Below are 25,520 nucleotides of genomic sequence, written 5' to 3'. Positions count from 1 at the left end.
GGTCGGTGCCTGAAATGATATTTTTTGGATGCTTGACGGAACAGTACCTTGAAAACTAAATACTGTAAGGCTTCTGGCAGGGGCGCCGGAATCAACCTAAACCCCTATCAGGGATTGAAACTTAATCCGAAGTTTGGCGCTGACTTATTACTTACCCTCCGGAATCAACCTAAACCCCTATCAGGGATTGAAACACCGCCGAGAGAAACGAAACCCCAACCAGCAGGCGGCGCAAGTCCGAATCAACCTAAACCCCTATCAGGGATTGAAACCGCTTCATGTCCCGGTTGTAATCCCGATGTACTTTGCCGGAATAAACCTAAACCCCTATCAGGGATTGAAACGACAAGATGATCGCGAGCTGGGGAGAAGAGGGGGGCAAACCGCCGGAATAAACCTAAACCCCTATCAGGGATTGAAACAAAGTGAGTCAAAGTGCGATAGCCCCTGCGGTCAAAGCCGGAATAAACCTAAATCCCTATCAGGGATTGAAACATCGATAAACATTTGAGTCCTGGACGCATCAACACCAAGAAACCGGGTTTTTTACGGTTTCTGGGGCTGTAACAAAGTATTTCGTGAAAAACCCGGTTTCTGAACACCAAGGAGTAAATCGCAAGTATTATTAAATTGCGTTTGAGTCGCGAATTTGCCCGTTGTAATCAACTCTGATTCGGCCATCTTGGGAAACCGTAACAACCGTTTCTACAGTATAGACAGACGAACCCGGCTTGGAACCCTTAAAAGTAAAAGTCCAAGTTCCATCCCCATTGTCAACAAACGGCGATTCCTTAGAAGTACCGTGCATAGAAGCTTCAGCTCGATATTTCCCCAAACCCCCATTAGCCCTTTCTGCTGCTTGACGGGCTAAGTTTTTTGCCCGATTGAGTTCGATATTATTGTTGATCACTCTCACGCCGTCGGTCTCATATTCAGGAGCAGGATTAGCATTACTCAAGGTGGGGGAGACTGCAACGGTTAAAGTTGAGAGCGCTACCAGGCAAGCAAGTCCGATGTTTAGTTTCATAATACAAACTGATTTATAGTTTGATAAAATCTACGAGACTAGCGGGAAAAAACCCGGTTGAATTTTCAATTTTTAATTTTCACTTGTGAATCCGCTGGCGTTTCCCCACCGTACAAATAGCGGTAACTAATCCGAGAAATCTCCCGAATCAATGCTTGAGCTGGCTTCTCTGTTTCCGGCGAATGCTTCACCATCACCGCCACCAAATAACGCTTACCGTTCGGCAAATCCACCATCCCCGCATCCGCAAGAATTGTATCAATGTTGCCGGTTTTGTGAGCAATAATTGAACCTTCGCCTAAACCTTTCGGCAGCAAAGAATCATTTTTAGTTTGGCGCATGATTTGCAAAATACGATCGCGCGATTTCACCGATACCAAATTACCCCGATCGATCTGGGCTATGATATTAATCAAATCCTGCGGACTGGTAGTATTAGTTCCCTCCAAATCAGGCAAATTATTGCGGAGAACCGTCGCCCTCAAACCCCAATTGGCAAAATGCTGATTCAACACTTCAGCACCTCCCAACAACTCAATCATCATATTTGTCGCCGTATTGTCGCTGACAACAATCATCTTTTGGGCAACTTCCAAAGCCGAATACTTCTTGCCCGGAGCCTGGTCTTGCATATCTCCAGAACCGCCGGCAATGTGTTCGGACTTCAGCGTCAGCATCTGATCTAACTGCACTTTGCCCTCATCTACTGCTTGGAAAAAAGCTACTAAAATTGGCACTTTAATCGTGCTAGCTGAAGCAAAAGCAGTATCGCCGTTAAAATTTAGGTAGCTTCCAGTATCTAAATCGACTAGAAATATTCCGGTTGTCAAACTAGGATTTTCTGTTGCTAAAACCTGAACTTGGGTTTTCAAAGCTCCTAATTCTTGAGTCAGTTGCAGCGCTTCAGGGGTCGCGGGTGCAGCAGATGCGCTATCGGCTGGGTTGTTCTGCCCTGCGGTGGTTTGTTCTTCTGCCGCTACAGTGGATGCTCGACTGACGGCATTTACCACCGACAGCAGCGTACCGCAAATCACCGCTATGCCAACTCCCAAAATCAGCAAGCGAGTAGCATACACCAACGGCGGCACGCTCGGAGGTGCAGAGCGTTTACCCGGTCTCTGACTCGCTTGTGGGCGCGGTTTAGGCACGGGTGGTTTTTTGGCATCTGCGGGGATTACCGTCTCTGAAATGCGAACTGGGGGCGAACTGGGACGACTTCCCCGGGTGGTAGGGGGAGTGGCTTTTGGGAGCTGGCTGTTGGGATTGCTGGCGATCGAACTCACATTTTCCCGCTCCAGAGTCGGGTCCGGAAACTCGAACATATCGACAGCAGCGAGGCCTTTTTTGCGTGGTTGGCGAGTCTTCGACTGCGGAGTTTTGCTGGTTCTGGGTGTTCTGGGGTTAATTGCCGATCGGGGATCGGATAAAAAGTCTTGTGTAGGAAATTCTTCCGAAGATGTGGGAGAATTGGCTCCATTTCTGCTGCCGCGGCCCTGTTGCACTGGCAAAGTAGCAGGTTCGGGCGATCGAATTTCTGGATTGCCGTTTTGCGGTTGCGGAGGACGGCGGCGGCCGGAGTTGCCAGACTGACTTGCTTTGCCGGACTTAGGCTGCTTTGAGCCGGAGTTGGGAGAGGATATCGACGAGGATATCACCGATAATATCGATCCTTTGGGAAACCGCTCTGCCACGTCTTACTCCTTCATCAGTAATGTAAAGTTCAAGTTTAAGATTTTTCAGCCTGCCAGCCAATCAATTTTAGATTTTAGATTTTAGATTTTAGATTTACCCCAGACGCTGCATGGTATCAGCAACCGGGTTTATTGCTTGCAAATTATCCCAAAGCTTAGGTTTTTAGTCAAGAAACCCGGCTATGAAAATGACAAGTGGGTGCAGGAAAGTTCTCTGTGAAAAAAATCCTCAATCTCACATCCCCAATTATCAGTATTTCTCCTAGCTATCCGTTGGATTTTCCGGCAACGCCCCATCCAGAGTATCAAAATTTGTCTCTCGTTGGTAAGTTTTGATTGCCCATTCTGTTTGACGGAGGACGCCCCGCAGCATGGCGACTTCATCCATTGTCGGATAGGCCCTGGTATACAAACGCCGAAATTTTTCCATCCGGCTTGCTGCTGTGTGCTGCTGCAAATATCCTATTTTTAACAGCAAAGTTTCTAGTTGCTGGTAATATCCCTCTAAATTTTCCAAAGGAGCCGATTCCTCCGGGCAACTGACAACTGACAACTGACAACTGACAACTGACTTGTATAGTTCGTAACAGCAGATAGCGACGGCTTGGGCGAGATTTAGGGAAGTGTAGGCATCGCTGCTAGGAATGCGGATCAGGCGTTGAGCGCGGTTTAATTCGGCATTGGTCAAGCCGCAGTCTTCTCGGCCGAAAATGAGGGCGCTGGGGGCTTCTAGGAGCCAAGGCAAGGCATCTGCGGGTTCTTCTAGTTGTGTTGGCAACGATCGACAATCATCCCCTGTAGTTGCGATCGCTCTGACGCACCCAACCAAAGCAGCCGGCAAACTCTCGACTACTTTGGCAGTTTCCAATATGTCGGCGGCGCGAACTGCCATCAGCCGGGCCTCTTCCCCTAAATAATCGCATTGGGGATTAACCAAAACTAATTGGTGCAAACCCATATTTTTCATGACGCGGGCAACAGAACCGACATTCAATGGGCCAGCAGGTTCGACTAAGACTATTCGGATATTGGCGTCGGCCGTTTCGAGCATTTTTATTTGGGAGGTGTTTGGCAGAAATTGGGTTGTTTCCTTAGCAACAGGCAAGATGCCTGTTCCACAATCAAATTTAACTCTTGTGGAACAGGCCTCAGCAACAGGCAAGATGCAGGTTGTTTCCTCAGCAACAGGCAAGATGCCTGTTCCACAATCAAATTTAACTCTTGTGGAACAGGCTTCTTGCCTGTTCATAATCGCAAGTTGCCTGTTCCACAATCAAATTTAACTCTTGTGGAACAGGCATCTTGCCTGTTCATAATCGCAAGATGCCTGTTCCACAATCAAATTCAACTCTTGTGGAACAGGCATCTTGCCTGTTCCTGAAAATGGTACAAGATGTGAGTTAGTAATGTACTTTCCAAATTAGCATGGCAAAGCAGCGATCGAAATCTGATTTACCGACAAAAATGTGCCCGGTGTGCGATCGACCTTTTAGTTGGCGCAAAAAATGGGCCGACTGCTGGGATGAGGTCAAATACTGCTCCGAACGTTGTCGTCGCCGCCGTTTGGCGGCTCAAGATTAAGAATTTAGGGCAAGTTGCTCGATCAAAGCTAAGATTGCAAAGGAAAAATTTTAGGTTATTAGGTTATAAATTATGGCATCGCAACAAGTGCAACCAAAGCTAGTTATTCACGGCGGTGCGGGCAGTTCTCTACATAGTAAAGGCGGAATTGAGGCGGTGCGGAAATCGCTTTACGATGTTTTGGAGGAAGTTTATCCGCTGCTGAAAAACGGTACCAGTGCCGTAGATGCAGTGGTGCGGGGCTGCCAATTGTTGGAAGATGACCCGCGATTTAATGCCGGTACGGGTTCTGTGGTGCAGTCGGACGGTCAAATTCGGATGAGTGCTTCGCTGATGGACGGTTTGATGCAGCGTTTCAGCGGGGCGATTAATGTTTCTCGCGTTCAACATCCGATCGAACTTGCTCAATTTTTGCAGCATTCGGACGATCGAGTTCTCTCTGATTTTGGTTCGGCGGAATTGCTGCGAGAACTTCAATTGCCGATTTACGATCCGATGACGGATTTGCGTTTGCACGAGTGGATGCAGGAACGCCAAGGCAATTTTAGTAAAGCAATGGCTGACGTGGTTGCCGAACCGGCCGGTGTTGGAACCATCGGAGTCGTAGCTTTGGATGTTCATGGACGCTTGGCTGCTGGGACTTCGACTGGCGGCAAGGGTTTTGAGCGCATCGGGCGGGTTAGCGACTCGGCGATGCCGGCGGGAAATTACGCGGCCCAAAGTGCGGCGGTAAGCTGTACGGGGATTGGCGAGCACATTATGGACGAGTGTTTGGCCCCGCGAATTGTGATTCGAGTAACGGATGGTTTGAGTTTGAAAGCTGCTTTTGAGCGTTCTTTTACTGAAGCTGACGAGCGTCAACGGGATTTTGGCGCAATTGGAATTGATGCTAGCGGGGCGATCGCTTTCGGCAAAACTAGCGAGGTGATTTTGGGTGCTTTTCACAACGGTATGCAAATGGGCGATACTTTGGAAATGAGCAAGGGAAAGCTGATTTTTATTGCTTAAAAAGACTTCTGGATCGGTGATTTCGATCCCCGACTTTTCCAAGAAGTCGGGGATCTCGATGTCGTTAGCTTTATATCAAATCCGCTGGCATCAGAATTGATATTATCCACACTCAGGACACGACGCGGTGCCGTTTACCTACAATTAATCGGGCGATGCTTACTCCCTTCCCGCCCAAAGAATATAGATAGAGGTAAAATGAGAAAAAAAGGGAGTAAGAGAAATGAATCTGAGCCAACAATTGCGGTTGGTAAGCCTAGAGAAAAAGCAGTGGCCACGACTGTACTACAAGAATCAGCAATCCTATATCAGGCAAAGGTTATCGGCAATTAGGCATCTAAGTGAAGGAAAAAGTCGTGCACAAGTGACGAAGCTATTAGGCTGCACAGATATAACATTGGCAAGATGGGTCAAAACGTACTTAGAAATCCGGTTAGAGGGAAGAGTCCAACCAATCAAGCACCAGGTAAAATCAAGACTGGAGCAAGAAAAACGGCAAGAATTAAAGAGAATGATTTTAGAGGAGAAACCAACAAAGTATGGGATAGACAGAGAAATTTGGAAAGGAAAAATCAGGGCGGCGGTAATAAAGCAACGGTGGAAAGTAGAGCTAAAAACGTCGATAATCTCTGAAATTTTAGCCGCTCTAAATATATCTCATCAAAAAGCGCATCGAGATTAGGCAAAGGCATTGCCAGGGAAACAGAAGGAGTTTGTGGAAGTCCTAAAAAAAAAGCAGAGATAAAGAGTGGGGAGAAAATAGTATTTTTTGATGAATTTGCAGTCACGAATCGACCAAGCCTATACTATGGATGGGCAGAAAAAAATACGCGACCAGAAGTGGCATCAAATGAAGGGAAAAAAAGAGAGAAGCTGAATGGACTATTAGCGATAGATGCTATGTAAAGGAGTTTGTCAGGCTATCACCCACAGGACAAACAGAAGATATAGCATTATATATAGGAGAATTGTCCCAAGAAAGTATCAAACAAAAAGCGCATCATATAAAAATATTGTTGGATAATAATTCGACCTAGAGAAAGAAGATGAAGAAATATTTAATAGCTGATCAAATAGCATTAGAGATAGAGGAAAAGATCACAGTAGAGTTAATTTATACACCAACATACTCACCGAACTTCAATCTAGCAGAATATCAAATTCATTTACTAAGAGTGAGGCTACTACACCATTTGCCAGTGGGAACGAGCATAGAAGAGGTAGAAAAACGAATAAAAGAATTATTTGAAACGGAACAATTGCCGACACAAAGTCAAATCGCAAAGACAATTCAGCAGATCTACAACCTGATTCTATAATCTGACAGCGGGAAGGGAGTATATCCGAGCGAGGAAGATTGATTATTTTGGGGTAGGAAACGGCCATGCCGTGTCCTCATTTTTTATTCCTTAGACTCAGAAATCGAGCGAATTTTTTCCTGCAATCTGGTAAAAATTAATTCACCATCAGTTACTTTTCCCTGAGCAATTTGCTCGGTGCCACTAGCAATTTTCTGTTTTAGTTCTGCCAGAAGCTTCTGTTTCAATGCACGATTTCTTTCTTCTGGCAGTTGCATTGTCTGGGTTCCTCTAAAAAACCTTAAATCAATTATACTGCAATAATTTAATCATCGCCCCTAACCTCTCTAATCTTAAATCCGCAGTTGCCAAAGTTTAACAGTACCATTCTCCCCGCCGCTGACCAGAGTTTCGCCCAAAAGCCCGATCGCCACCGCAGACACAGGGCTAGAATGTCCATCTAAAGTGTGCAGCAATTCGCCGCGAAGATTCCAAAGTCTAACAGTACCGTCAAAACACCCCACTGCCAAGTATTTCCCATCAGGGCTAATTGCGGCGGCGGAAGTGATGCGAATTCCTGTATGCAGCGAATGCAATAATTCGCCTGTTTGCAAATTCCACAGCTTGATAGTTTTGCCGCCATGATTGACAAGAATTTGGCTATCGGAAGAAATCGCTACATAATTTTCGCTGCCAAATGTTCGTCTCACTTCGCCTCCCGGCAATTCCCACTAAGTGACTGTGGCGCGACAGAAACCGCTGGCTGCATTGAGGCCGCTGGCTACTAGCATTCTGCCGTTGGGACTCAGGGCGATCGCACTAATGTCATCCCCTTGATAGCCTTCTAAAACTTGCAGCAGTTGGCCGCTGTTGAGGTGCAGAAGCTTGATTGTGCCGCGGGTGGTGCCGATCGCCAAAATTTGCCAGTCGGGGCTGACGGCGACAGATTCGTGGCGGTGTACGTCTGCCAAACGCTTCAGCAGTTCGCCGTTTTGCAGGTTCCAGAGTTTGACTGTGCCCGCGCGCGATCCTGTCAGCAGGGTTTTGCTGGCGGGACTGAAAGCCACTAGCAACACGGCTGTTGAATGTCCGAAAATCGTCTGCCGCAGTTCCCCGCTGTGCAAACTCCAAATTTTCACTGTACTGTCCTCTGAGCCCGTTGCGAGGAATTGTCCGTCCGGACTGATAGCTGCAGACAAAATCCTGTCTGAATGGTGAAGAGTAGCTTTTAAGATGGCGCCGGTTGAGGTTTTTGGCTGCGTTTTATATCCCGCTATTTCCAGCCAGTCGATCGCATCTCTCCAATTTTTGAGGGCATTTCGGGGTCGATTTGTCAATAATTCTATGTATCGGTACAAAGTTTTTGACAAATCAACTTCGACACCTTTGATTTGTTTGTTGAGAAAAACCGCAATTTCCGCTGGGCTGTAGCCGCACAACAAGCCACAGAGATGCCGCTTTTCTACGGGTGTCAGCCCTCTTCTGGTGTGGGGGGCGAATTGTTGTTTGGCATTTGCCAAGTCGGTATAAAGCTTTTGGATGTCCCAGCCGTTGCTTGCCCGTGCAAATGGTTCTTCTGGTCGATCGAGGGTAGAGGGTATCATTTGCGGCAGTCGCGATCGAGTTCCTAGTCAAAATCCTAACCAAAATCCTAACATTCGCTGTGCGCGATCGAACTGTTTTCACCGCTAATCTATTTTTAACACAGCAAACAGGGGAATGAGTTTCAGGTAGAAAATCCGCTCCTTTACAGTTTGCAAAATAACTATACATCAATCGGAGAAATACAAAATGCCTGGAATTGCGATCGGCTTATTTTTCATCCTAGGTTTAGTTTTAAGTCTTGTTGGCTATTTTTGGGGATTAGTTCAAGCTTTTGGAGAGGAAACTATTTGGGGAGTGCTTTACTGGCTTGTCCCATTCGCCTCCTTGGTTTTTTATATCAAAAATTGGAGCAATAAAAAAATCAGAAAAACCTTCTTAATTCAATGTGCAGGATTGCTAATGTTTTTATTGGGAGGCATGACTGCTTCAGTATTTTATGGCAAAAATTTTGTAAAAACCTCTGACTCGCCGCCTAATTTAGAGCAGGAGTATAACGAGCAATCACCGTCTTCTTTTCCTTCTGATTTCAACACTTCTCCATCACCCTATCAAGAGTTATCTCCTGCTTTCGAGTCATCTCCTGCTTCCGCAGCACCTTTTGCTGCTCCAAAAGATGACTTCAAACAATCGATGAAACTCGGCTATACCTACTATAGCAATCCTAAATCATTATCATGATTGTGATACAATTATATGCAATACTCGATCGTGACCATAAAAAAATGAATAACTTACAACTGCAACAAAAAGATAGGCAAAAAGAAATAGATTGTTTAGAATCTTTCATTAAAAGCGATATAGATGCCAGAGAACTAAAACGAGCAATAGCTGTAAGGATGGCGCTCTCAGGTAATATCTACCATGAGATCAGCAAAATTTTAGGTGTAAGTAATTTTTTTATTGGTTATTGGAAAAAACAATTTAAAACCAAAGGCATCGCCGGAATCAAACTAGGACATAAAGGCTCAAAAGGGTATTTAACAGCTCTACAAAATACTGAAGTAATCGAGTGGTTAAGAAATAAAGAATATTGGAATTTAGATGAGCTAGTTACTTATTTAGAACAAGAATTTGGTGTGATATATAAATCAAAACAGAGTTACTATGAACTTTTTGACCGGGCGAAAATTAGTTGGAAAAAAACTCAAAAAATTAATCCTAAATTTGATAAAGAACTGGTAAAAAAAAAGACGGAAGAAATTAACGATATTTTATTTAAAAACAAGGCTGGTATAGAGTCTGGGGAAATAATAGTATTGTTTTTAGATGAATGTCATCTACTTCATGGTGATCTGACTGGTTATGTTTGGGGTCAATCCCAAATCCGAATTGAAGTCCCAATTACCAATGAAAAAGATAGACAAACTTATTTTGGCGCACTCAATTATCAAAGCAAAGAATTCCATGTTCAGAGCCATCCATCTGGTGATGGAAAATCAACAGTTAAATTCATAAAATACTTACAAGATAAATATAAAAATCGCAAGATTATCTTGATTTGGGATGGAGCTAGTTATCATAAATATGGAGAATTTAGAGACTTTTTATTAGAACTCAATGCTGCCAAAGAACCTGCTAATTGGTCAATTACTTGTATTTTATTTGCTCCCAATGCTCCCCAACAGAACCCCGTTGAAGATATTTGGTTACAAGCTAAAAACTTTTTAAGAAAGTATTGGTATTTATGTAGGTCTTTTAAGATTGTCAAGTTTCTGTTTGAGTTTTTTACTAACGAACATAAATTTGATTTCCCCAAAATACGTCAATATACTTACACACAGAAAATCATTTAGGATTGCTCTAGATATAGAAAATCATTTAGGATTGCTATACGGACAGGGAGACTATCAAACGGCTTTAATCAATTTTAACAGAGCTTTACAGCTACGTCCGGGCGATGCTTATGCTGTCAAGGCTGTTTACAACACCAAAAGTGCGATCGTCCAAAGCAGTGTCAAATAAGCCGTGCCTGAAAAATTTGGGACAGCGGCAGTATCAGTAATTCACCTTGTTTTTAATATCCCAAAATAAACTGATGAAAATTCTCAAGCAAACACCGAATGAACTAACAATTCAAACTTCTAGCGTCTGGGATGTTTGGCTATTAATTTCTCCCTTCATCGTGATTGGACTATTGCAGATTATTTTAGCTTCAAATTGGATAGGGGGAGGCATATTTCTGTTGTTCTCACTGTCTTTGTTGGACGGCGCGATAGAGGAAACATACATTTTTGATAAAACTTTTAGCAAAATGACCATTAAACGGCGGGGTGTGTGGCTTCATGATGTTGCCGAATGCTCGACTCACGAGATTTCTGCGGTGGAATTAGAGGAAGTGGGAGATAGCGAGGGAAATAGTAGCTATTATGTTGATTTGTGGATGTTCGGGGGCGATATCATCTGTTTAAGAAGCTATTCACTAACAGAACAATACAAAATGGCTGACTTGATTCGCAGCTATATCTCGATTAGGGATAATCGCACCCTTAGCAATGTATTTGCCCTGCAAGTCCGTGAATCGTAGCTATCCTGTAGGGAATCCCCCAAATTAATAACTAACGATAATTAAGGAGGCGCACATAAACCTGATAATGTAACAAAATGTAAACCTGTCCTCACCTAGGTGATTACTTTCCTACGGAGCACGAAGCTAACGTTTCATTCCCATAACATAATTAATATATTTTTAAGATTCATGTATTTTAAATCATGGAAAGCTATCTTAAACTAAGCGGCAGGTAAACTCGCGACATTTGTTGTCAGTGCGAAATTCTAGTGCTAACCTTTTACCAAAACAAAAAGGGTCATGGCAGAGGACGACTTCAAATAATATATAAGTTAACAATTCGGCTGATCGGGATTAGCAAGGCGATCTGTAACATCCTTTTGGGAATGTAAGGGCGAGATAAATGAAAATAATCAAGCAAACAGCCAGTGAATTAATAATTCAGACTCAAAGCATATTTGATTTTTGGTTGCCTAGTTGTTTATTCCTGGCCTTTGGAGTGTTCGGGCTGGCTTTTGATTATCATAAAGCAACCCTGATCTGCCAGCGATTGCAGGCAAAACAAGGCAGTTGCCAGTTGGTGCGATCGAATTTACTGGGCTCAAACACCCAAGAAATTGAGCTGGCTTCTTTGCGGGGAGCTAAAGTTCAAAGATGCGGCTATAAAACCAGAGTTCTACTTTTGACTTCTGTTGGCTATGTTCCTTTCACTGCTAACTCCACTAATTGGGGAACCCAAGACGCTGTTGCTTCGGACATCAATTTTTATGTTAAAAATGCAAAAGATCGATTGCTGCGCTTAAGTCAAGAAGATCGCTGGTTGGGATGGACAGGAGGCATATTTTTGCTCGCAGCAGCCGCAGTGATCGTCTTGAGAAATAATGAAACCTACAGCTTCGATGGAACTTTAAACACCTTGACTGTTGAACAGCGGGGTTTGTGGGCACGGAAAGTAATTGAATACTCTCTGTGCGAGATTTATGGCGTGGAAGTCGATCGAACCAAAGATCTGCAAAATGACACTTGGTACCAAGTCAGACTGTTAGTTGGTGGAGGATCTCGCATATCCATGCCCAACACTATGAACCTCTACCAGCAAGAAAAAATTGCCAAAGCGATTAACCACTATCTGAACGCCCAAAAATAAGACAAAATAGCTGATCGCCCAAAACCCGATTTCTCAAGCTTGCCGACTTACGCAGAAACCGGGTTTTCCACCCCAATTTCACCCGAGTGCGCCATCGCTCCCGTTATAAAAACCCGGTTTCTTTGGTATCCAGTGCGAAACTCGCGATCGGGTGGAAACTCATCATCTAAAAAGTTAACAATCGTTCACTTTTTTGGTTCTTTCAACTTCCAGCCTGGCTTGACAACTTGCCGGGAACGGGCAACTACTAAACAATCATTCGGTACATCTTCTGTCACCACAGAACCCGCCGCTACAGTAACATCTTCTCCCAAAGTTATCGGTGCAACCAGCACGCTGTTAGAACCCGTTTTACTCCGATCGCCTATTTGAGTTTTGTGCTTGTTTTTTCCATCATAATTTGCCGTAATTGTCCCAGCACCGATGTTGACTTTTTCTCCCAAAGTCGAGTCGCCTAGATAAGACAAGTGAGCAACATTAGTTCGATCGCCGATTTGAGTATTTTTCAATTCTACAAAATTGCCGACGCGGCAGTTTGCCCCAATTTCTGCGTGTCCCCGCAAGTGGGCGTAAGGGCCAATTCGGGAATTTTCAGCAACCATACTGTCAGAAACTACCGAATAAAGCACAGTCACATTTTCTGCAATCTGACTGTTTTCGATCAAACTGCCGGGGCCTATGCGACTCCCAGAGGCGATCGAAGTATTTCCCCGCAAGTGAGTTTGCGGTTCAATTACCACATCCGGCTGCAACTCCACGGTATCGTCGATCGTAATGCTGTTGGGATCGAGCAGCGTGACTCCCGCCGTCATCCATTTGTCCTTTACCCGCGTTTGCAAAATATCGCAAGCTGTGGCTAAATGTTTGCGATCGTTAATTCCCAATATTTCTTGATAATCTTCCACATCCACCGCCATCACCGGATTGAGGAAATTTACCGTATCAGTTAGGTAATATTCTTTTTGGTCATTATCTGCCTTCAATTCTGGCAAAATTTTCTCTAAATCCGGCCAGTGAAAGCAGTAAACACCTGCATTGATTCGGTGATTTTGCTTTTGAGCTTGTGTGCAATCGCGGTCTTCGACAATTTGCTGGACTAAGTTTTGACTGTCGGTAAATACTCGCCCGTACCCTTGAGGATTAGGCAAATTAGCTGTCAATAAAGTAGCAGAGTTTTGGTGCTGTTTGTGAATTGCCATCAATTGTCTGATAGTTTCTGCCCTCAGCAAAGGTACATCCCCATTTAAGACCAGCAAATCTCCTTGAAACCCCTCTAAGTGAGGCAGCAATTGTTGAATGGCGTGACCTGTTCCCAATTGTTCGGTTTGTTCGACAAATTCTAGGGGAGGAGATTGAGGATTTTTCCCTGATATTTCTTGACCTCTCATCAGAGATTCTTTAACGAGTTCGCCTCGATAACCGACGATGACAAGTCGCCTGGTAATTTGAATTTCTTGACAACTTTGCAGGACTCGCTCAACCAGCGATCGACCGCCCAATTCGTGTAGAACTTTGGGCAAGTCAGATTTCATGCGCGTGCCGCGTCCAGCAGCTAAAATTGCTATTGCTACCATTGTACGATCGAGTTATTTGCTATAAAAACTTGAATATTGACTAACTGATGATATCACTCGCTGTCCGCCGATGGCACTGCGATCGCACAAATTTTTCATCTAAAATGTCCCATCTGGCATCCGCGCGATCGAGGCTTTTTTGAGCCGGATGTCGGTTTTAGGGACGCTGCTTGCGGTTCAACTTAATGCCGTTGCAGTATCTGATGTTGCGCCCCCGGTATCAATTACCAGCTTGAAGCAAGGGTATTTGGCGACTTAGCGAGAGGATTTTTGGCTGTCCTGCAAACCAGAGTTCGGTTCGCAGAAACGACTGAAGTCTTTTCCCAAGGGATGCCAGGGCTAGCGCGAGTGATAATTTGCATCTTTGGGCTGGGATTTGCCACGATACATTATACTATTTGTTGAATTTCAGTTATTGTGTTTTCAACTCCAAAAAACTCTTTCTGACTTTTGGATTTTTTCTTCCTTCTACCTTCTATCTTCTGCGTTATCAGGTGTCCAGCTATGACAGAGGTTAATTTTCAGGAACTTGCCAAGCAGGGAAATCCGCAGGCGATCGCATCTTGGCTCAATAGCCAGTTGCAATCTGAAGGCATCACCGCCTCCGCGAATCTCGACGGCGACTGTTTGGATGTAATTCTTGAGGCCGAGCAGGTACCCAGAGAAAATACATTAGTTGATTTTGTCCGCACCGAGCTGACGAATTTGCAGCCGGATTCGATTCGCAAAGTGAAGGTTGAGGGCCGAGAAAGCGGTCAGATTGCTGCTGCTTGGAGTCAAGACTTTAGTTTGGAGAACAGCACTTTTGAACGACAGAGCTTTGCAGGAGAAGCTGTACCAAATACTGCTGTTGCTAATATGGACGATCGCACAGAGATGGAGAACAATATTATTGAGGAGGAGAAACAGCCGGAACTTGTTGCATTTGAGAATCGGCTGCGATCGACTTTCATTGTAGTCGGGCTGGTGACGGGTATGTTGGCGATCGCGGTGGCGGCATTTGTCGGTAAGATTTTAAACGAGCCGACAGCAACTGCGGGGAATAATCCCGATGAAACAGTAGATTTAGCAACTGCACCAGATACTTTTCGAGAAGCCGTTAACAGCGCACTCAAAGCAGCAGAATTGGGGCGAGCGGCAAAAACCAAGGAAGATTGGACTACAGTTATCGATCGCTGGCAAGAAGCAGTCTCATTAATGAGAAGAGTACCAGTCTCTAGCCCCAACCATCAACTAGCTCAAGCAAAAGTAATTGAGTATCAGAAATATCTACTTTACGCTCAAGAAGCAGCAGTAACTCCCCCTGTGCCAACTCCAACTCCCGCACCCGCCGAAAAATCACCTTCAGAAAAAGCAACTCCTAAAAAATCCAATTCTCCCAAAGAAACTTCGGAAAAAGCAACTCCTAAAAAATCCAATTCTGAAAATAGAGCTTCAGAGAAAGCCAATTCTAAGAAATCTCCTTCCGACCAAGCAGAACCAGAGAAAAAATCTCCTTCTAGATAATGTTAAAATATAGATTTGAATAATTATGACTGACAACACTTTAATCGTTTCTCCTGAATGGTTAGCCACCAATACCGACAATCCGCAAGTCGTAATTATTGACTGTCGGTTTTCCCTTGCCGACCCTGAATTGGGACAAAAACAATATCAAGAAAGTCACATTCCCGGAGCTTTTTATTTAGATTTAAACCGCGATCTCGCGAGTTCAGTGGGCAAACACGGCGGTAGACATCCGCTGCCAAATATTGAAGAATTAGCTGAGAAATTGAGCGCGATCGGTATTAATTCACCAGAAACTTTAGTCGTAGCTTATGACGATTCCCGGCTGGCTTTTGCGGCTCGTTTGTGGTGGCTGCTGCGATATATGGGACACAGCCAAGTCGCTTTGTTAGACGGCGGTTTCAGCGGCTGGAAAGCGGCGGGCTATCCGGTAACAAATATTTTGCCAGAACCCCGCGAGGGTAAATTTGTGACCCACTTGCAGCAGAATTTGGCGGTAGATATTGAGGCTGTGAAAGAGCGTAAAGACTTGCCGGGAAAGGTTTTGGTTGATTCGCGAGAAAGCGAGAGATATGAAGGTTTGCGGGAGCCGATCGACCCCATTGCAGGTCACATTCCGGGTGCGGTTAACTATCCTTGGCAAGGGGTGACGGATGAAACTGGAAAAGTGCGATCGGCATCCGAACAAAAACATCGCTGGACGGAATTAGAAAACGCCGAAGAAATTATCGTTTATTGCGGTTCCGGGGTGACGGCTTGCGTCAATTTACTATCTTTAGAAATCGCCGGAATTCCCGATGCTAAACTTTATGTCGGTAGTTGGAGTGACTGGTGTTCTTATCAGTTGTAGGGTGCAGGAGCAAGATGATTGTTGACTGTTGACTGTTGACTGTTGACTGTTAACTGTTAACTGTTGACTGTTGACTGTTGACTGTTGAGTGTGAGTTGTAGGGTAGCCGGCATTGATGCCAACTTAACGTTAAACCCTCAGTCCAGCAGCGGTTGAAACAAGAGCCTCAAAACGAAATTCCTCGCTAAGCTGTTCTGCATTTAAATTGTATGTCAAAAAAACTTAAAGTCTTGTGGGGTGGGCGTCCCGCCCGCCCTGAATATACAATTTAAATGCGCGACAGCTTATGAGGGCTAAGGAGTTCTTCAGTCCTCTTTGAGAGGACTTTAGCTATGAGACAGGGAATTCATTCCCTGGCGGACTGTTGGGTGAGCGGGAAAACTGGCGAACTCAAAGCTTAAGTTAACACTAATAGGTAGCGGGTAATCACTTCGGCGCACCTCAATGTAGTTGTAGGGTGCGCTGCACCTTACGGCGAATTAAATAATACCCTAAAAATCAAAATAAATATAAGGCAAACCCCCTTCGGGAGCCAACAGCCAAACCGCATACAAACAAAGCGGCACTAACACCAATTTCATCGGCCAATTTAACTCCAATTTCAAACCCCGACTCAACGCATAATTCCCCAGCATCGCCGCAGCCAAAGCCGCCAACATCCAAGTTAAATGCACTCTTTGCAAACCCAAAGCTTCGCCATAAACTTTCTCAGCAAACTGCACGTCAGCAGCGTGTCCCCACAAATGCGAAATCGCCCATCCAGAATCCTTTAAATCGGGAAGGCGGAAAAATATCCAACTACCAAAAACCATCGCCTGAGTCAACAGCCAACCGATCGCAATCCCGATCGGATTTTCCCACAAAAACTCGATCCGCAACCGTTTAAACACCACATCAGTCAGCCTGTGAACCGCCAAAGCTAAACCGTGTAAACCCCCCCACACAATAAATCCCCAAGCTGCCCCGTGCCACATTCCCGCAATTAACATGACGATCGACAAATTCAGACAAGTGCGCCACAAACCGACTCGCGAACCGCCCAAAGGAAAATACAAATAATTGCGTAGCCAATCGCCTAAAGTCATGTGCCAGCGTCGCCAAAAATCAGCTATGCTGGCACTAAAATAAGGAAAATCAAAATTTGGCGGCAAATACCAACCCAGCAGCAAAGCAGTACCGCGCGCCATGTCAACATAGCCACTAAAATCGAGATAAAGTTGCAGCCCGTAAGCAAAAATAGCCAGCCACAAATCCCCGCTACCCGCCCGCTGCAAGTTCGTAAAGCTTAAATCGACATAAATTCCCAAGTTATCGGCGAAAAGACCTTTTTTTACTGCACCAAAGGCGATCGTCCAAAGTCCCTCAGAAATGCGATCGGGCGTCGGGAATTGCTGGGTTTTCAGTTGATAGATCAAGTTGTGATACCGAGTAATCGGGCCGGAAATCAGCTTGGGAAAAAACAACTTGTAAGCAGCAAAGTGCAGCAACGAAGTAGCAGCAGGCGCGCCTCGGTACACATCAATCAAATAAGCAATGCACTCAAAGCAAAAGAAACTCAATCCCAGGGGTGCGATCACGTGACTTTTCACCCAGTCAGCCCCGTCGATAGCTAAAGGCCAATTGAACAAAGTGCCGATCGAACTCAATAAAAAAGGCACATACTTAAAGCCCAGAAGCAGCAACACATTCAGGCAGATGCCTATCCACAGCAGCAACAAACGGCGGCGGTTCCAAGATTCATTAGCAATCCGCCAATCCAGAGGTTCCCCAATCGCCATCGCCAAGCAGTAATTAAACAAAGCACCAACTAACAGCAGAGGAATGTACCAAATTTGCAGCGAAGCGTAAAAAATCAAACTACCCACCAACATGATGAACAGCCGCCACCACCGCAGCGGAACCAACCAGTAAGCCGCGAACAAAACCAATAGAAACAGGGCATATTGAAGGGAAATGAAAGTCATACCAGTTTAGATTTTGGATTTTAGATTTTCGATTTTAGAATTGAGAATGGCTTATTTGATATGGGTTTGGATCGCGGGTTTACTGTTGCATTATTTTTAATAATCGAGACTTTGCTAAGAACGAGATTTATCATGGGTTTTAGCCGATCGCCCACACGAAAACAGGCCCTCGGTAAGTTCCTACTATATAGTCGGCAACTGAGAACTGCTACATTTTACAGCACAAAGGTTAAATGCTGTTGCAAATTAAATAAATCTTGCCTGCTATAAATTAACTCGCTTACGAACAATATAAAATACGGTGAAAAAAATATAATTAGGTTCGCAGGATCCGACTTCAGTCCTCAAAAGCTACAATGCCTGATATCGTTTCCCTTTGCATCGGAATAATATTTTTCACCGTGCAGGCCTAAGCTAATCCGCATTTAAATTGCATAGTAAAATAATTTTTTCCTCTTGTGGGGTGGGCATCCTGCCCGCCCTCAACATACAAATTAAATGCACAACAGCTTAGCATCCCGCACAGCAAAAAATTGATGTAACCCAAAATGTTTTGAATTCATCACGATAGCAGGTATTTGACAAGTAGTGCGATCGCATTTCAACCCTTCTCAAACCTCCAATTCGGTCAGATCCGGTATCACAATGTCGATAAAAATTGCTTGCGGTTGCTCAAAGAGCAGCCGCACCCAAACCTTCAGCACCGTTGGCGACCTATATCGCAATACAATGAATTGGTGGCAAGTTTTTCAGCAAATACCGAAAAACTATCTTCATCCTCCCCACGCAAAAGTTTGGCTGCTGAATCCGTCGCTGGCGATGGCCCGGAGCCCCGCAAGCTACGAGAATTTGCGCTTTTCAGCAATATTTCATCTCCCTTAGCAGCGGACATTTCCAAAGGGTTTTCTTCCTCTCCAGGATACAGAATCGGCAGTGTGACCAAAAAAGTCGAACCCACTCCGGGTGAACTTGTGATTTCAATGCTTCCCCCCAGAAATTCCGCGAGTTTTTTGCACAGAGACAATCCCAATCCCGTGCCTTTGACGCCCTTCTGCAAGGGGTTTTCGAGTTGGACAAATTCTTCAAAAATCCGCCTTTGATCGGCTGGGGCAACGCCGATGCCCGTATCTGCTACTGAAAAAGTAACTGTTCCCTCCTCTCCCATTTCCGCAGCAACTCGAACTTCACCTGCTTCGGTAAATTTGAGGGCATTAGAAATCAGATTTCGCAAAATCTGAGAAACTTTGCCCTCGTCGGTTGTGAGGATTGGAAGTTCGAGAGGATCTTCAAAAATTATAGAAACGGCAGAGTTTTGGGGAAGCAGGGGGCGCATCATTCCTCGCAGCGCGCTGAACAAATCTTCGACTTCAAAATCAGCCACGCGAACCGTTAGTTTTCCGGCTTCCACTTTGGCTAAATCTAACGAGTCGTTGACAAGTTCCGCGAGAGACTCGGCGGATTTGTAAATGTAATTTACTTGCTTGTCCTGTTCGGCTGAAAGTTCTCCATCGAGGCGATTTAACAATATTTCGGAAAGGCTCATAATTGCCGTTAGCGGAGTGCGAAACTCGTGGCTCATATTGGAGAGAAAGCTGGTTTTGAGTTCGCTGGCGCGCCGGAGAGATTCGGCTTTGTCGTTCAATTCAGCGTAAAGTGCGAGAACTCCGCGATTGGTATCTTTTAGTTGTTGATTTAATTGTACGAGTTCTTCTTGACGCTGGCGGAGTTCGTCTAAAGTGCGTAGTAATTCTTGATTTTGCTGCTGAATTTCGGCATAGGGATCTTCGGGAATTTGGCGCGCTAGTTTGTCAACTAATTGATTTAGTTCGATCGCACTCAGCGCAGGCATATGCTTGGAAAACTGTTTAATTAATTGTACAGCCGTTCCGCGATCGGGCGCCGAGTCGATTTGCACTTCGTCCATCAACCGTTTGGCTGCTGCTAAACCAAGTCCCGCACCGGTTTGCGATCGAAAATTGGGGCTTAACACAGCCGGTAAATCAGCAATTCCCGGCCCCGTGTCGGAAATCCGAGTCCGAAAAATTTGGGGCGATTCCCCTTCCACAATGAATTCTACTTTGCCACCGCCTGCATATTTAAAAGCATTGCGGGCAATTTCGGAAACTGCTGTGGCGATGCGGGTTTGTACTTGGGAATCGAATCCCAGCCCTTTAGCTATTTGGCGAGCTCTTTGGCGTACTTGTACGATGTCTTGTTCAAAGCGGACTTCCGTCGTCAGGATTGGATAACTCACGCTGCTTCTCTCACCTTGGCTACTATAACTGTCATGTCATCGCGAGTGCGTTTGAAGTCCCGGTAGAGCACGGCTGCGATTAAAGCAGGATGTCTGGAGGCTAAACCCGGGTAGCGGTTTAAATTCCACTGCGCCGCCAAACCGTCGGAGTGCATGATGAGTAGGGACTGCTGCGACCAGGGATAGACAAATTCTGCTACTTTTCGCATCATATGTCCAACTGTGCCATTGTAGGAAACCATGCTACGGCTTTGGTTATCTGTGACAACTACACCGCTGATGTTGCCAATTCCGGCAAAACAAACTGTTTGTTGAGTACGATCGATTTGGGCGATCGCCGCAGCCGCTCCTCTGGTATTTTTTAAAGCAGCGTGCGCCTTCTCTAAAATTGCTTTCGGCCCGAGTTTGGCGTTTTCCTCAAATACCCGCACTGCTTCGCTAGACGCTTCCTCCGCCAAATCCCCGTAGCCGAGCCCGTCTGCAACTAAGATCAGGTTTTTGTCAAGGTGATTTTCTGCCGCCCACGAATCGCCGCAAATTTTCTCTCCTGCTTTCGGTAAGTGGATCACCCCTAATTCTAAGTAATTGCTGTTTTGGGACGCTTCCCGGCTATTTTGGGTCGGTTCCAGCCGCGCTAATAAGGCTGTCCCCACTTTTGGTACAGAATGAATATCAAAAAAAGTAGAGAGGCGTTTAATTGCCCCCAGTCCAGTTCCAGGGCTTCCCGCTGTAGAAAAACCGTCCCGCATACACAGCGCGACATTTGCCATTCCGTTGCCCCGGTCTAGCGCTACTATTTCAATGCTATATCCTGCCGCTGTTTTGAATGTTCGCAGCAAAATTTCTCCTTCGCCCCCGTGCTTGACCAGGTTTTTTGCTGCTTCGGTGGTAACAATTGCCACTTTACCGCGATCGGTCTCGTTAAATTCGACTTCGGCCGCCAGGGCGACTGCGATTCGCCGCGCTTCTCCTACTTGACTTTCTTCTGTGACGGGCAGGGCTACAGCATCTATCATTTTTTATCAGCTCTCATAATGAAATCCTTTATACGCCAACCCTCTCCGAGTATGGTGTGGGATTCCAAGAATCACTTCTTGGCTTTGCTGGTTACTGTTTATACCAATTTAAAAAATAATACAACTATACGCAAGCTCCAAACCCCGATCGTCCTCACTCATTCCCAATTCTTTAATCTAAAATCTCAACTCTCGAATCGTATTACTTCTTCAGCGCCAGCGGACGATCGCAATTTTAGTCCCTTTACCCACTTTGGAAACAATCTCAAATTCGTGCATCAACCGCTTGGAACCACTCAGCCCCAAACCCAAACCGTGATTAGAAGTATAACCGTCAGTCATTGCCAATTCGATGTCTGGAATTCCCGGGCCCTTGTCTTCAAATATCAGCCGCAGCCCTTGGCGGGTTCCTAATTGCAGCGTTTCGAGAGTTACAGTTCCCCCTTTGCCGTAGTCTACAGTATTGCGGGCGAGTTCGCTGGCTGCGGTAACGATTTTCGTTTGGTCTAATAAACCGAATCCCATTGCTACAGCCCAACTTCGCACTTGCTGTCGGACGTGGACTATATCGGATGACGATCGGATTTCTAGTGTCTCACGTTTTGACATGGCGGCTACTGTACCAAAATAGAACTTCTCCACACAATATAGGACTTACGCTTGTCAACTTAGTTTCTCCTAATAGGACTTACGCACTTACTACGATTTTCTCTCAATAGAGAACATAGTGAAGCAATGTTTCGGCTACGCTCAACCCAAGTCTCAAACCCTTAATTTAACCCTCTTGAGTGCGTAAGCCCTCTCCTCAGAAATCTTCAGTTTGTCAACAAGGGATCTACAAACAAACTAGGTTTCTTTACTGCCTGTGCCTCAGTCATGGGCCAATTAATCGACTGCTTACGGTTGCTCGTCAGGAGAGAAACCCAAGGATTTTCTCAACAAAATCATGCCTTTTTCAACGCTTAAAGCTGTGCGAACTCCTGTCAGGGAAAGCCCCAACTCAACGAGCGTGATCGCAACTGCTGGCTGCATCCCGACAACAACTGTTTCAGCATCTAAAATTCGCGACATACTAGCGATATTGTTGATAATACGACCGATAAAAGAATCTACTATTTCTAGAGAAGAGATTTCTATTAAAACACCTTTGACGCCTGTTTTGACGATGCGGTTTGTCAGGTCGTCTTGCAGCGTCATTGCCAAGCGGTCGTGCATATCTACTTGAATTGTTACTAGCAGAAATTCTCCCATTTGAAGTATCGGTATCCGTTCCACAAATCCACCTCTATTTTAATTTTCACTTAATCTTTTAGGCAAATAGGCAATATTTTTTATCTTTCCTCTTGAAGATTTTTTATAGTTAAACCTTGGCGCTGCAAAGCGACTTTAAAAGCATCTGCTAAAGTAGCTTTTGTGAGAATATCCTGCAAGTCAACTCCTAAATGAACTATGGTTTGAGCTATTTGCGGGCGAATGCCGCTGATGATGCACTCAGTACCCATTAAACGGGCGGCCGCGACAGTTTTTAATAAATGTTGAGCAACTAAAGTGTCAACAGTCGGCACGCCTGTAATGTCTAAAATCGCAAATTCGGAGCCGGTTTCCATGATTTCCTGCAACAGAGTTTCCATGACTATTTGAGTGCGGGCACTGTCGAGAGTCCCGATCATGGGTAAAGCGAGAATGCCTTGCCAAAGTTTGACTACGGGTGTTGACAATTCGAGCATTTCTTGCTGCTGGCGTTCAATGACTTCTTCGCGAGCTTTGAGAAAAATTTCTGTCACCCAAAGGCCAAGCTGGTCTAATAAACTGGTGGAAAGCCAAAGTTGTTCGACAAGTGCGTCGCGGTTTTCTGTCAGTTCATGACAAAGCCGATCGAACAATGGCTTTTTGAAGCATAAAATGAAACTCGCTATCTCTGAGGGAGTAAAGCCTCTCTGAACGCGCGATCGCGAAACTTCTGCTAGCAGCAGTCGCATATTTTCCCATTCGGGTGTCTGGATGTCGCTAAAGTTACCGTGCCCGACTGCAATGTGGAGCAATTGCAGAAACTCTTGACACTCGGAGCGCAATTCTTTGGCTCTCATCAAGTCGTCCCGCCGCAGCCCGGTATTTTGCAGTTCTTTGAGCCAGTCTGCTAGTAACTCTGCTTTGTGTCTTTGTAGGATTTCCGCGATCGTGGTATTGCTTGTGAGTTCCATTAAAATTATCTCCTGCTTAGCAATTGGGATGAAGTTGTACGAGAGATCGCACCAAGCGTGTTTTTTGATGGGGCAACTTCTGAGTTTAGCTCACTGTTTGCTGTTTGCGATCAAGGGTTAAGTACCTAATTGTAAAATGCGTTTGACAATCGCACTGGTAGAACTCGGAACTTCTATTTCTATCAAGGAAATCTTGCCACCTCCGGCGATAACGGCCGGTGCTTCCGGCAGAGTTTCGACTTGATAGTCGCCTCCTTTAACGTATATATCAGGCTTCAGGATATTTATCAGTTTAGTTGCTGTAATCTCGGAAAAAATTACTACCGCGTCTACTGGTTTGAGAGCAGCTAACACTTCGGCTCGCTGATTTTCTGGTACGATCGGGCGGGGTGGCAATCCTGGCTGCTGCGGTTTGATAGCTTGCACGCTGGCGTCACTATTCAAGCCCACCACGAGCGATCGCCCCAATTTTTTTGCCGCTTGCAAATAGCGGACGTGGCCGCAGTGCAGGATATCGAAGCAGCCGTTAGTAAACACGAGCGGACGCCAGTTGTCCGGAGCGGATGCGATCGATCTTTCCAGTTCTCTCAACGTGTAAACACCAGAAATCATTGCAGTCATTACCAACAAATTTTAACAGCGATAAAATATCCTACCAAAAAATGTGAAATTTTGCACTTTTGCTCTTGAATAATTCATCCCTCAAAATGCCAATAATTAGTAGTTGGTGATTAGTAATGAGTATTTAGTAATTGATTCCTTTTAAGCAAGAATGAAAAACTCAAAATGATTGAAACCGAAGCTGATAGGGAAAACAGAATTCCCCCAAAAAAACTGCTACTCCTGTATGTGTGATTGCCGCATCGTGCTGTTGGTAATTGGGGGTTAAAAAGGTTGGGAAACAATTATTTATTCCCGCCCTCTCTTATATCAATTACTATAAGACATGGGATTTAGTTTCACCCCCTCGGGCAGACGATCGGGTTGTGAGAACCCTAGGGGGTGAAACCCAGCAAAACGCGCTCCTCCTGTGTCTATTATTTCTGACACCGCCGCGTGAGCGAAAGCTAGTTAAAAGCGGGAACCCAAGCGTGCAGAACTCATCTTTATGCTGGATTCGTCAGACTATAGAAGAAGCCAGCAGTTGCTTGCTGCAGTGTCTGGGCGCTATCTTGACCAAGCCTTACAGCCACCCCAGAAGCTTACAGCCTCCTGTGTCCAACTCTGTATAGCTGTGCAGAAACTCGACCTTTTGGGTCGCAACCGCAGCCTGTGAAAACCCAGAGGAAAGTCGAGGTCGGTACCCGAAACAGCTATTTTGGTGGAAAATAGCTTAACTCGTTCAACAAAATCCACTCAACTACCCCCTTGAATCTAACGGTGTAGAATTATCTAACACGAATTTATGAAAGCAAGTAATAGCCGTCAATTTTCTTCAGTAGCTGCTCGAACTCTCAAAGTAGTCGGGATTATCTTGATTCTCTCTGCTTTGCTTGACGGCATTGTTCTGTCGCTGCCGGGAGAAAGTTCAGACCTTCTCAATAGAGGCTGGCAGTTGACTGCTGCAACTCAGATAGTTGACAGGGGCATTATTCCTTTGATCGGTATTGCCCTCCTGATGACTGGCTTTTGGGTTGACAGTAGTAGTGGAGTCTCTATTGAGCGACGCAAGGTTTGGCTGGACTTGCGATTTTGGGCGCTGTTGATTTCCAGCTTGTTAGGTCTAGTTTACCTATCTCTGGTTCCCGTTCACCTCAACAATACTCGTTTGGAACTCAAGGATGCTCTGGCTCAAGTCGATCAAGAGGCGGGACAAGCGGAAGGTCAACTTGAGGCACAACTTAAAAGCCCTCAATTTAAAGCTCAGGTAGAAGAGCTCAAAAGCCAGCGTCGCACCCAGATAGCCGCGCTGCTGCAAGACGACGGGAAGCTGCAACAAGCACTCAAGAGTCCAGAGGTTCCCAAGGAATTGAAAGCTGTGCTTCAGGAGTCGAAAAAGGACCCGAAAGCCCTCGACAAGTTCCTGGAACAGCAAGCTCAAGAACTTCCTACTCAAGCTCGCAACGAGATTCGCACCCGCAAGCAACAAAAAGAGAAAGAGTTAAGAACTCGATCGAGAAATTCGAGTTTGCAGACGGGAATCAGCAGTTTGCTGTTAGCGATCGGCTACATTACTGTTGGTTGGACGGGATTGAGAAGTATGGGGATTTTGCGGTTCGGCCGCCGCCAAAATTGATCGGCGCTGGCAGGGATCGCGCTGGTCGAGACATCCCTGAGAAATAGTTTGTTTAC

Annotated in this window: 27 protein-coding genes, 1 pseudogene and 1 CRISPR repeat array; of the genes and pseudogenes, 14 read left to right on the top strand and 14 right to left on the bottom strand. The window is 45.4% G+C overall.

The window, feature by feature from the left end; all coding sequences use genetic code 11:
• Positions 1–93 precede the first annotated feature (93 nt).
• Positions 94–495: direct repeats of the CRISPR family, unit length 28 nt; unit sequence AACCTAAACCCCTATCAGGGATTGAAAC.
• A gap of 130 nt (positions 496–625) precedes the next feature.
• The 3 genes from D0A37_RS23110 to D0A37_RS23100 form a co-directional block, all read right to left on the bottom strand.
• The gene (locus D0A37_RS23110; protein WP_242717927.1) at positions 626–1,027 is read right to left on the bottom strand and encodes a hypothetical protein; all 402 of its coding nucleotides are present in this window, start codon (positions 1,025–1,027) and stop codon (positions 626–628) included.
• Between the two features lie 65 nt (positions 1,028–1,092).
• Entirely contained in the window at positions 1,093–2,682 is a 1,590-nt protein-coding gene (locus tag D0A37_RS23105) for a serine hydrolase (RefSeq protein ID WP_242717926.1), read from the bottom strand.
• A gap of 298 nt (positions 2,683–2,980) precedes the next feature.
• Positions 2,981–3,769: an RNA methyltransferase gene (locus D0A37_RS23100; protein ID WP_242725714.1), complete on the bottom strand. Its 789-nt coding sequence runs from the start codon at positions 3,767–3,769 to the stop codon at positions 2,981–2,983.
• Positions 3,770–3,824: 55 nt separating this feature from the next.
• Here D0A37_RS23100 and D0A37_RS23095 point away from each other — a divergent pair, with 55 nt between their 5' ends.
• The 6 genes and pseudogenes from D0A37_RS23095 (at position 3,825) to D0A37_RS23075 (ending at position 6,626) form a co-directional block, all read left to right on the top strand.
• Entirely contained in the window at positions 3,825–4,001 is a 177-nt protein-coding gene (locus D0A37_RS23095) for a hypothetical protein (RefSeq protein ID WP_242717925.1), read from the top strand.
• Between the two features lie 142 nt (positions 4,002–4,143).
• Positions 4,144–4,299: a DUF2256 domain-containing protein gene (locus D0A37_RS23090; RefSeq protein WP_242717924.1), complete on the top strand. Its 156-nt coding sequence runs from the start codon at positions 4,144–4,146 to the stop codon at positions 4,297–4,299.
• A gap of 72 nt (positions 4,300–4,371) precedes the next feature.
• Positions 4,372–5,307, top strand: a complete 936-nt coding sequence (locus D0A37_RS23085) for an isoaspartyl peptidase/L-asparaginase (protein WP_242717923.1) — start codon at positions 4,372–4,374, stop codon at positions 5,305–5,307.
• A gap of 223 nt (positions 5,308–5,530) precedes the next feature.
• Positions 5,531–5,689 (top strand): annotated as a pseudogene (locus tag D0A37_RS29570) (IS630-like element ISAcma32 family transposase); the annotation flags it as partial.
• Between the two features lie 23 nt (positions 5,690–5,712).
• Positions 5,713–5,940 (top strand): hypothetical protein, encoded by a 228-nt coding sequence (locus D0A37_RS23080; RefSeq protein WP_242717922.1) that lies wholly within the window; start codon positions 5,713–5,715, stop codon positions 5,938–5,940.
• A 413-nt stretch (positions 5,941–6,353) separates the two neighbouring features.
• Positions 6,354–6,626, top strand: a complete 273-nt coding sequence (locus D0A37_RS23075; RefSeq protein ID WP_242717920.1) for a hypothetical protein — start codon at positions 6,354–6,356, stop codon at positions 6,624–6,626.
• Between the two features lie 83 nt (positions 6,627–6,709).
• Here D0A37_RS23075 and D0A37_RS23070 read toward each other — a convergent pair whose 3' ends face one another.
• From D0A37_RS23070 to D0A37_RS23060, 3 genes are all read right to left on the bottom strand, one after another.
• Positions 6,710–6,883 carry a hypothetical protein gene (locus D0A37_RS23070; protein WP_242717890.1) on the bottom strand — a complete coding sequence of 58 codons (174 nt, stop codon included), beginning with the start codon at positions 6,881–6,883 and terminating at the stop codon, positions 6,710–6,712.
• A 75-nt stretch (positions 6,884–6,958) separates the two neighbouring features.
• Complete coding sequence (locus D0A37_RS23065) at positions 6,959–7,315, bottom strand: WD40 repeat domain-containing protein (RefSeq protein WP_242717888.1); 357 nt, start codon at positions 7,313–7,315, stop codon at positions 6,959–6,961.
• 21 nt (positions 7,316–7,336) lie between these two features.
• The gene (locus tag D0A37_RS23060) at positions 7,337–8,209 is read right to left on the bottom strand and encodes a WD40 repeat domain-containing protein (RefSeq protein ID WP_242717886.1); all 873 of its coding nucleotides are present in this window, start codon (positions 8,207–8,209) and stop codon (positions 7,337–7,339) included.
• A gap of 187 nt (positions 8,210–8,396) precedes the next feature.
• On the opposite strand from D0A37_RS23060, the gene D0A37_RS23055 reads away from it, so the two are divergent.
• From D0A37_RS23055 to D0A37_RS23035, 5 genes are all read left to right on the top strand, one after another.
• Positions 8,397–8,888, top strand: a complete 492-nt coding sequence (locus tag D0A37_RS23055; RefSeq protein ID WP_242717884.1) for a DUF3021 domain-containing protein — start codon at positions 8,397–8,399, stop codon at positions 8,886–8,888.
• A gap of 44 nt (positions 8,889–8,932) precedes the next feature.
• A complete protein-coding gene (locus D0A37_RS23050) occupies positions 8,933–10,003 on the top strand; it encodes an IS630 family transposase (RefSeq protein ID WP_242717882.1) in 1,071 nt (356 codons plus the stop codon).
• A gap of 31 nt (positions 10,004–10,034) precedes the next feature.
• Complete coding sequence (locus D0A37_RS23045; RefSeq protein WP_242717880.1) at positions 10,035–10,172, top strand: hypothetical protein; 138 nt, start codon at positions 10,035–10,037, stop codon at positions 10,170–10,172.
• A 73-nt stretch (positions 10,173–10,245) separates the two neighbouring features.
• Positions 10,246–10,734, top strand: a complete 489-nt coding sequence (locus D0A37_RS23040) for a hypothetical protein (RefSeq protein ID WP_242717878.1) — start codon at positions 10,246–10,248, stop codon at positions 10,732–10,734.
• A 385-nt stretch (positions 10,735–11,119) separates the two neighbouring features.
• Positions 11,120–11,863 (top strand): hypothetical protein, encoded by a 744-nt coding sequence (locus D0A37_RS23035; RefSeq protein ID WP_242717876.1) that lies wholly within the window; start codon positions 11,120–11,122, stop codon positions 11,861–11,863.
• 185 nt (positions 11,864–12,048) lie between these two features.
• Here the strand turns inward: D0A37_RS23035 and glmU are convergent, their stop codons facing one another.
• Positions 12,049–13,437 carry a bifunctional UDP-N-acetylglucosamine diphosphorylase/glucosamine-1-phosphate N-acetyltransferase GlmU gene (gene glmU / locus D0A37_RS23030; RefSeq protein WP_242717874.1) on the bottom strand — a complete coding sequence of 463 codons (1,389 nt, stop codon included), beginning with the start codon at positions 13,435–13,437 and terminating at the stop codon, positions 12,049–12,051.
• Positions 13,438–13,941: 504 nt separating this feature from the next.
• Between glmU and D0A37_RS23025 the strand changes: the two genes are divergently transcribed.
• Both D0A37_RS23025 and D0A37_RS23020 read left to right on the top strand, forming a co-directional pair.
• Positions 13,942–14,943, top strand: coding sequence for a hypothetical protein (locus tag D0A37_RS23025; RefSeq protein ID WP_242717872.1), 1,002 nt, complete (start codon positions 13,942–13,944; stop codon positions 14,941–14,943).
• Positions 14,944–14,968: 25 nt separating this feature from the next.
• Entirely contained in the window at positions 14,969–15,793 is an 825-nt protein-coding gene (locus tag D0A37_RS23020; protein WP_242717870.1) for a sulfurtransferase, read from the top strand.
• Positions 15,794–16,284: 491 nt separating this feature from the next.
• On the opposite strand, the gene D0A37_RS23015 is transcribed toward D0A37_RS23020, so the two are convergent.
• The 7 genes from D0A37_RS23015 to rfaE2 all read right to left on the bottom strand — a co-directional run bounded on the left by D0A37_RS23015 (position 16,285) and on the right by rfaE2 (position 23,840).
• Complete coding sequence (locus D0A37_RS23015; RefSeq protein ID WP_242717868.1) at positions 16,285–17,757, bottom strand: MBOAT family O-acyltransferase; 1,473 nt, start codon at positions 17,755–17,757, stop codon at positions 16,285–16,287.
• Positions 17,758–18,454: 697 nt separating this feature from the next.
• The gene (locus D0A37_RS23010) at positions 18,455–20,011 is read right to left on the bottom strand and encodes an ATP-binding protein (RefSeq protein WP_242717866.1); all 1,557 of its coding nucleotides are present in this window, start codon (positions 20,009–20,011) and stop codon (positions 18,455–18,457) included.
• A complete protein-coding gene (locus D0A37_RS23005) occupies positions 20,008–21,027 on the bottom strand; it encodes an ATP-binding SpoIIE family protein phosphatase (RefSeq protein WP_242717864.1) in 1,020 nt (339 codons plus the stop codon). The genes D0A37_RS23010 and D0A37_RS23005 overlap by 4 nt, the downstream gene beginning before the upstream one ends.
• 210 nt (positions 21,028–21,237) lie before the next feature.
• On the bottom strand, positions 21,238–21,636 hold the full coding sequence (locus D0A37_RS23000) for an anti-sigma regulatory factor (RefSeq protein WP_242717862.1): 399 nt from the start codon (positions 21,634–21,636) through the stop codon (positions 21,238–21,240).
• Positions 21,637–21,924: 288 nt separating this feature from the next.
• Positions 21,925–22,302 carry an STAS domain-containing protein gene (locus D0A37_RS22995; protein ID WP_242717860.1) on the bottom strand — a complete coding sequence of 126 codons (378 nt, stop codon included), beginning with the start codon at positions 22,300–22,302 and terminating at the stop codon, positions 21,925–21,927.
• Between the two features lie 56 nt (positions 22,303–22,358).
• Positions 22,359–23,228, bottom strand: a complete 870-nt coding sequence (locus D0A37_RS22990; RefSeq protein ID WP_242717858.1) for an STAS domain-containing protein — start codon at positions 23,226–23,228, stop codon at positions 22,359–22,361.
• A 117-nt stretch (positions 23,229–23,345) separates the two neighbouring features.
• On the bottom strand, positions 23,346–23,840 hold the full coding sequence (rfaE2, locus tag D0A37_RS22985; RefSeq protein ID WP_242725712.1) for a D-glycero-beta-D-manno-heptose 1-phosphate adenylyltransferase: 495 nt from the start codon (positions 23,838–23,840) through the stop codon (positions 23,346–23,348).
• Positions 23,841–24,633: 793 nt separating this feature from the next.
• Here rfaE2 and hpsJ-B point away from each other — a divergent pair.
• Positions 24,634–25,464 (top strand): hormogonium polysaccharide biosynthesis protein HpsJ, encoded by an 831-nt coding sequence (gene hpsJ-B / locus D0A37_RS22980; protein WP_242717856.1) that lies wholly within the window; start codon positions 24,634–24,636, stop codon positions 25,462–25,464.
• Positions 25,465–25,520: the final 56 nt, after the last annotated feature.

This window comes from Microcoleus vaginatus HSN003 (assembly GCF_022701255.1).
In the GTDB taxonomy this organism is placed as follows: domain Bacteria; phylum Cyanobacteriota; class Cyanobacteriia; order Cyanobacteriales; family Microcoleaceae; genus Microcoleus; species Microcoleus vaginatus_B.
This window is presented reverse-complemented; position numbering and strand designations above follow the sequence as displayed.

Bases quoted from the DNA above. Each gene is read 5' to 3' on its own strand.
- D0A37_RS23075 (WP_242717920.1), top strand. From the start codon at position 6,354: ATGAAGAAATATTTAATAGCTGATCAAATAGCATTAGAGATAGAGGAA.
- D0A37_RS23060 (WP_242717886.1), bottom strand. From the start codon at position 8,209: ATGATACCCTCTACCCTCGATCGACCAGAAGAACCATTTGCACGGGCA.
- D0A37_RS23110 (WP_242717927.1), bottom strand. From the start codon at position 1,027: ATGAAACTAAACATCGGACTTGCTTGCCTGGTAGCGCTCTCAACTTTA.
- D0A37_RS23000 (WP_242717862.1), bottom strand. From the start codon at position 21,636: ATGTCAAAACGTGAGACACTAGAAATCCGATCGTCATCCGATATAGTC.
- D0A37_RS23015 (WP_242717868.1), bottom strand. From the start codon at position 17,757: ATGACTTTCATTTCCCTTCAATATGCCCTGTTTCTATTGGTTTTGTTC.
- D0A37_RS23035 (WP_242717876.1), top strand. From the start codon at position 11,120: ATGAAAATAATCAAGCAAACAGCCAGTGAATTAATAATTCAGACTCAA.
- D0A37_RS23025 (WP_242717872.1), top strand. From the start codon at position 13,942: ATGACAGAGGTTAATTTTCAGGAACTTGCCAAGCAGGGAAATCCGCAG.
- D0A37_RS23085 (WP_242717923.1), top strand. From the start codon at position 4,372: ATGGCATCGCAACAAGTGCAACCAAAGCTAGTTATTCACGGCGGTGCG.
- D0A37_RS23050 (WP_242717882.1), top strand. From the start codon at position 8,933: ATGAATAACTTACAACTGCAACAAAAAGATAGGCAAAAAGAAATAGAT.
- hpsJ-B (WP_242717856.1), top strand. From the start codon at position 24,634: ATGAAAGCAAGTAATAGCCGTCAATTTTCTTCAGTAGCTGCTCGAACT.
- D0A37_RS22990 (WP_242717858.1), bottom strand. From the start codon at position 23,228: ATGGAACTCACAAGCAATACCACGATCGCGGAAATCCTACAAAGACAC.
- D0A37_RS23080 (WP_242717922.1), top strand. From the start codon at position 5,713: ATGGGTCAAAACGTACTTAGAAATCCGGTTAGAGGGAAGAGTCCAACC.
- D0A37_RS23005 (WP_242717864.1), bottom strand. From the start codon at position 21,027: ATGATAGATGCTGTAGCCCTGCCCGTCACAGAAGAAAGTCAAGTAGGA.
- D0A37_RS23090 (WP_242717924.1), top strand. From the start codon at position 4,144: ATGGCAAAGCAGCGATCGAAATCTGATTTACCGACAAAAATGTGCCCG.
- glmU (WP_242717874.1), bottom strand. From the start codon at position 13,437: ATGGTAGCAATAGCAATTTTAGCTGCTGGACGCGGCACGCGCATGAAA.
- D0A37_RS23020 (WP_242717870.1), top strand. From the start codon at position 14,969: ATGACTGACAACACTTTAATCGTTTCTCCTGAATGGTTAGCCACCAAT.
- D0A37_RS23070 (WP_242717890.1), bottom strand. From the start codon at position 6,883: ATGCAACTGCCAGAAGAAAGAAATCGTGCATTGAAACAGAAGCTTCTG.
- D0A37_RS23055 (WP_242717884.1), top strand. From the start codon at position 8,397: ATGCCTGGAATTGCGATCGGCTTATTTTTCATCCTAGGTTTAGTTTTA.
- rfaE2 (WP_242725712.1), bottom strand. From the start codon at position 23,840: ATGATTTCTGGTGTTTACACGTTGAGAGAACTGGAAAGATCGATCGCA.
- D0A37_RS23095 (WP_242717925.1), top strand. From the start codon at position 3,825: ATGCCTGTTCCACAATCAAATTTAACTCTTGTGGAACAGGCCTCAGCA.
- D0A37_RS23040 (WP_242717878.1), top strand. From the start codon at position 10,246: ATGAAAATTCTCAAGCAAACACCGAATGAACTAACAATTCAAACTTCT.
- D0A37_RS23100 (WP_242725714.1), bottom strand. From the start codon at position 3,769: ATGCTCGAAACGGCCGACGCCAATATCCGAATAGTCTTAGTCGAACCT.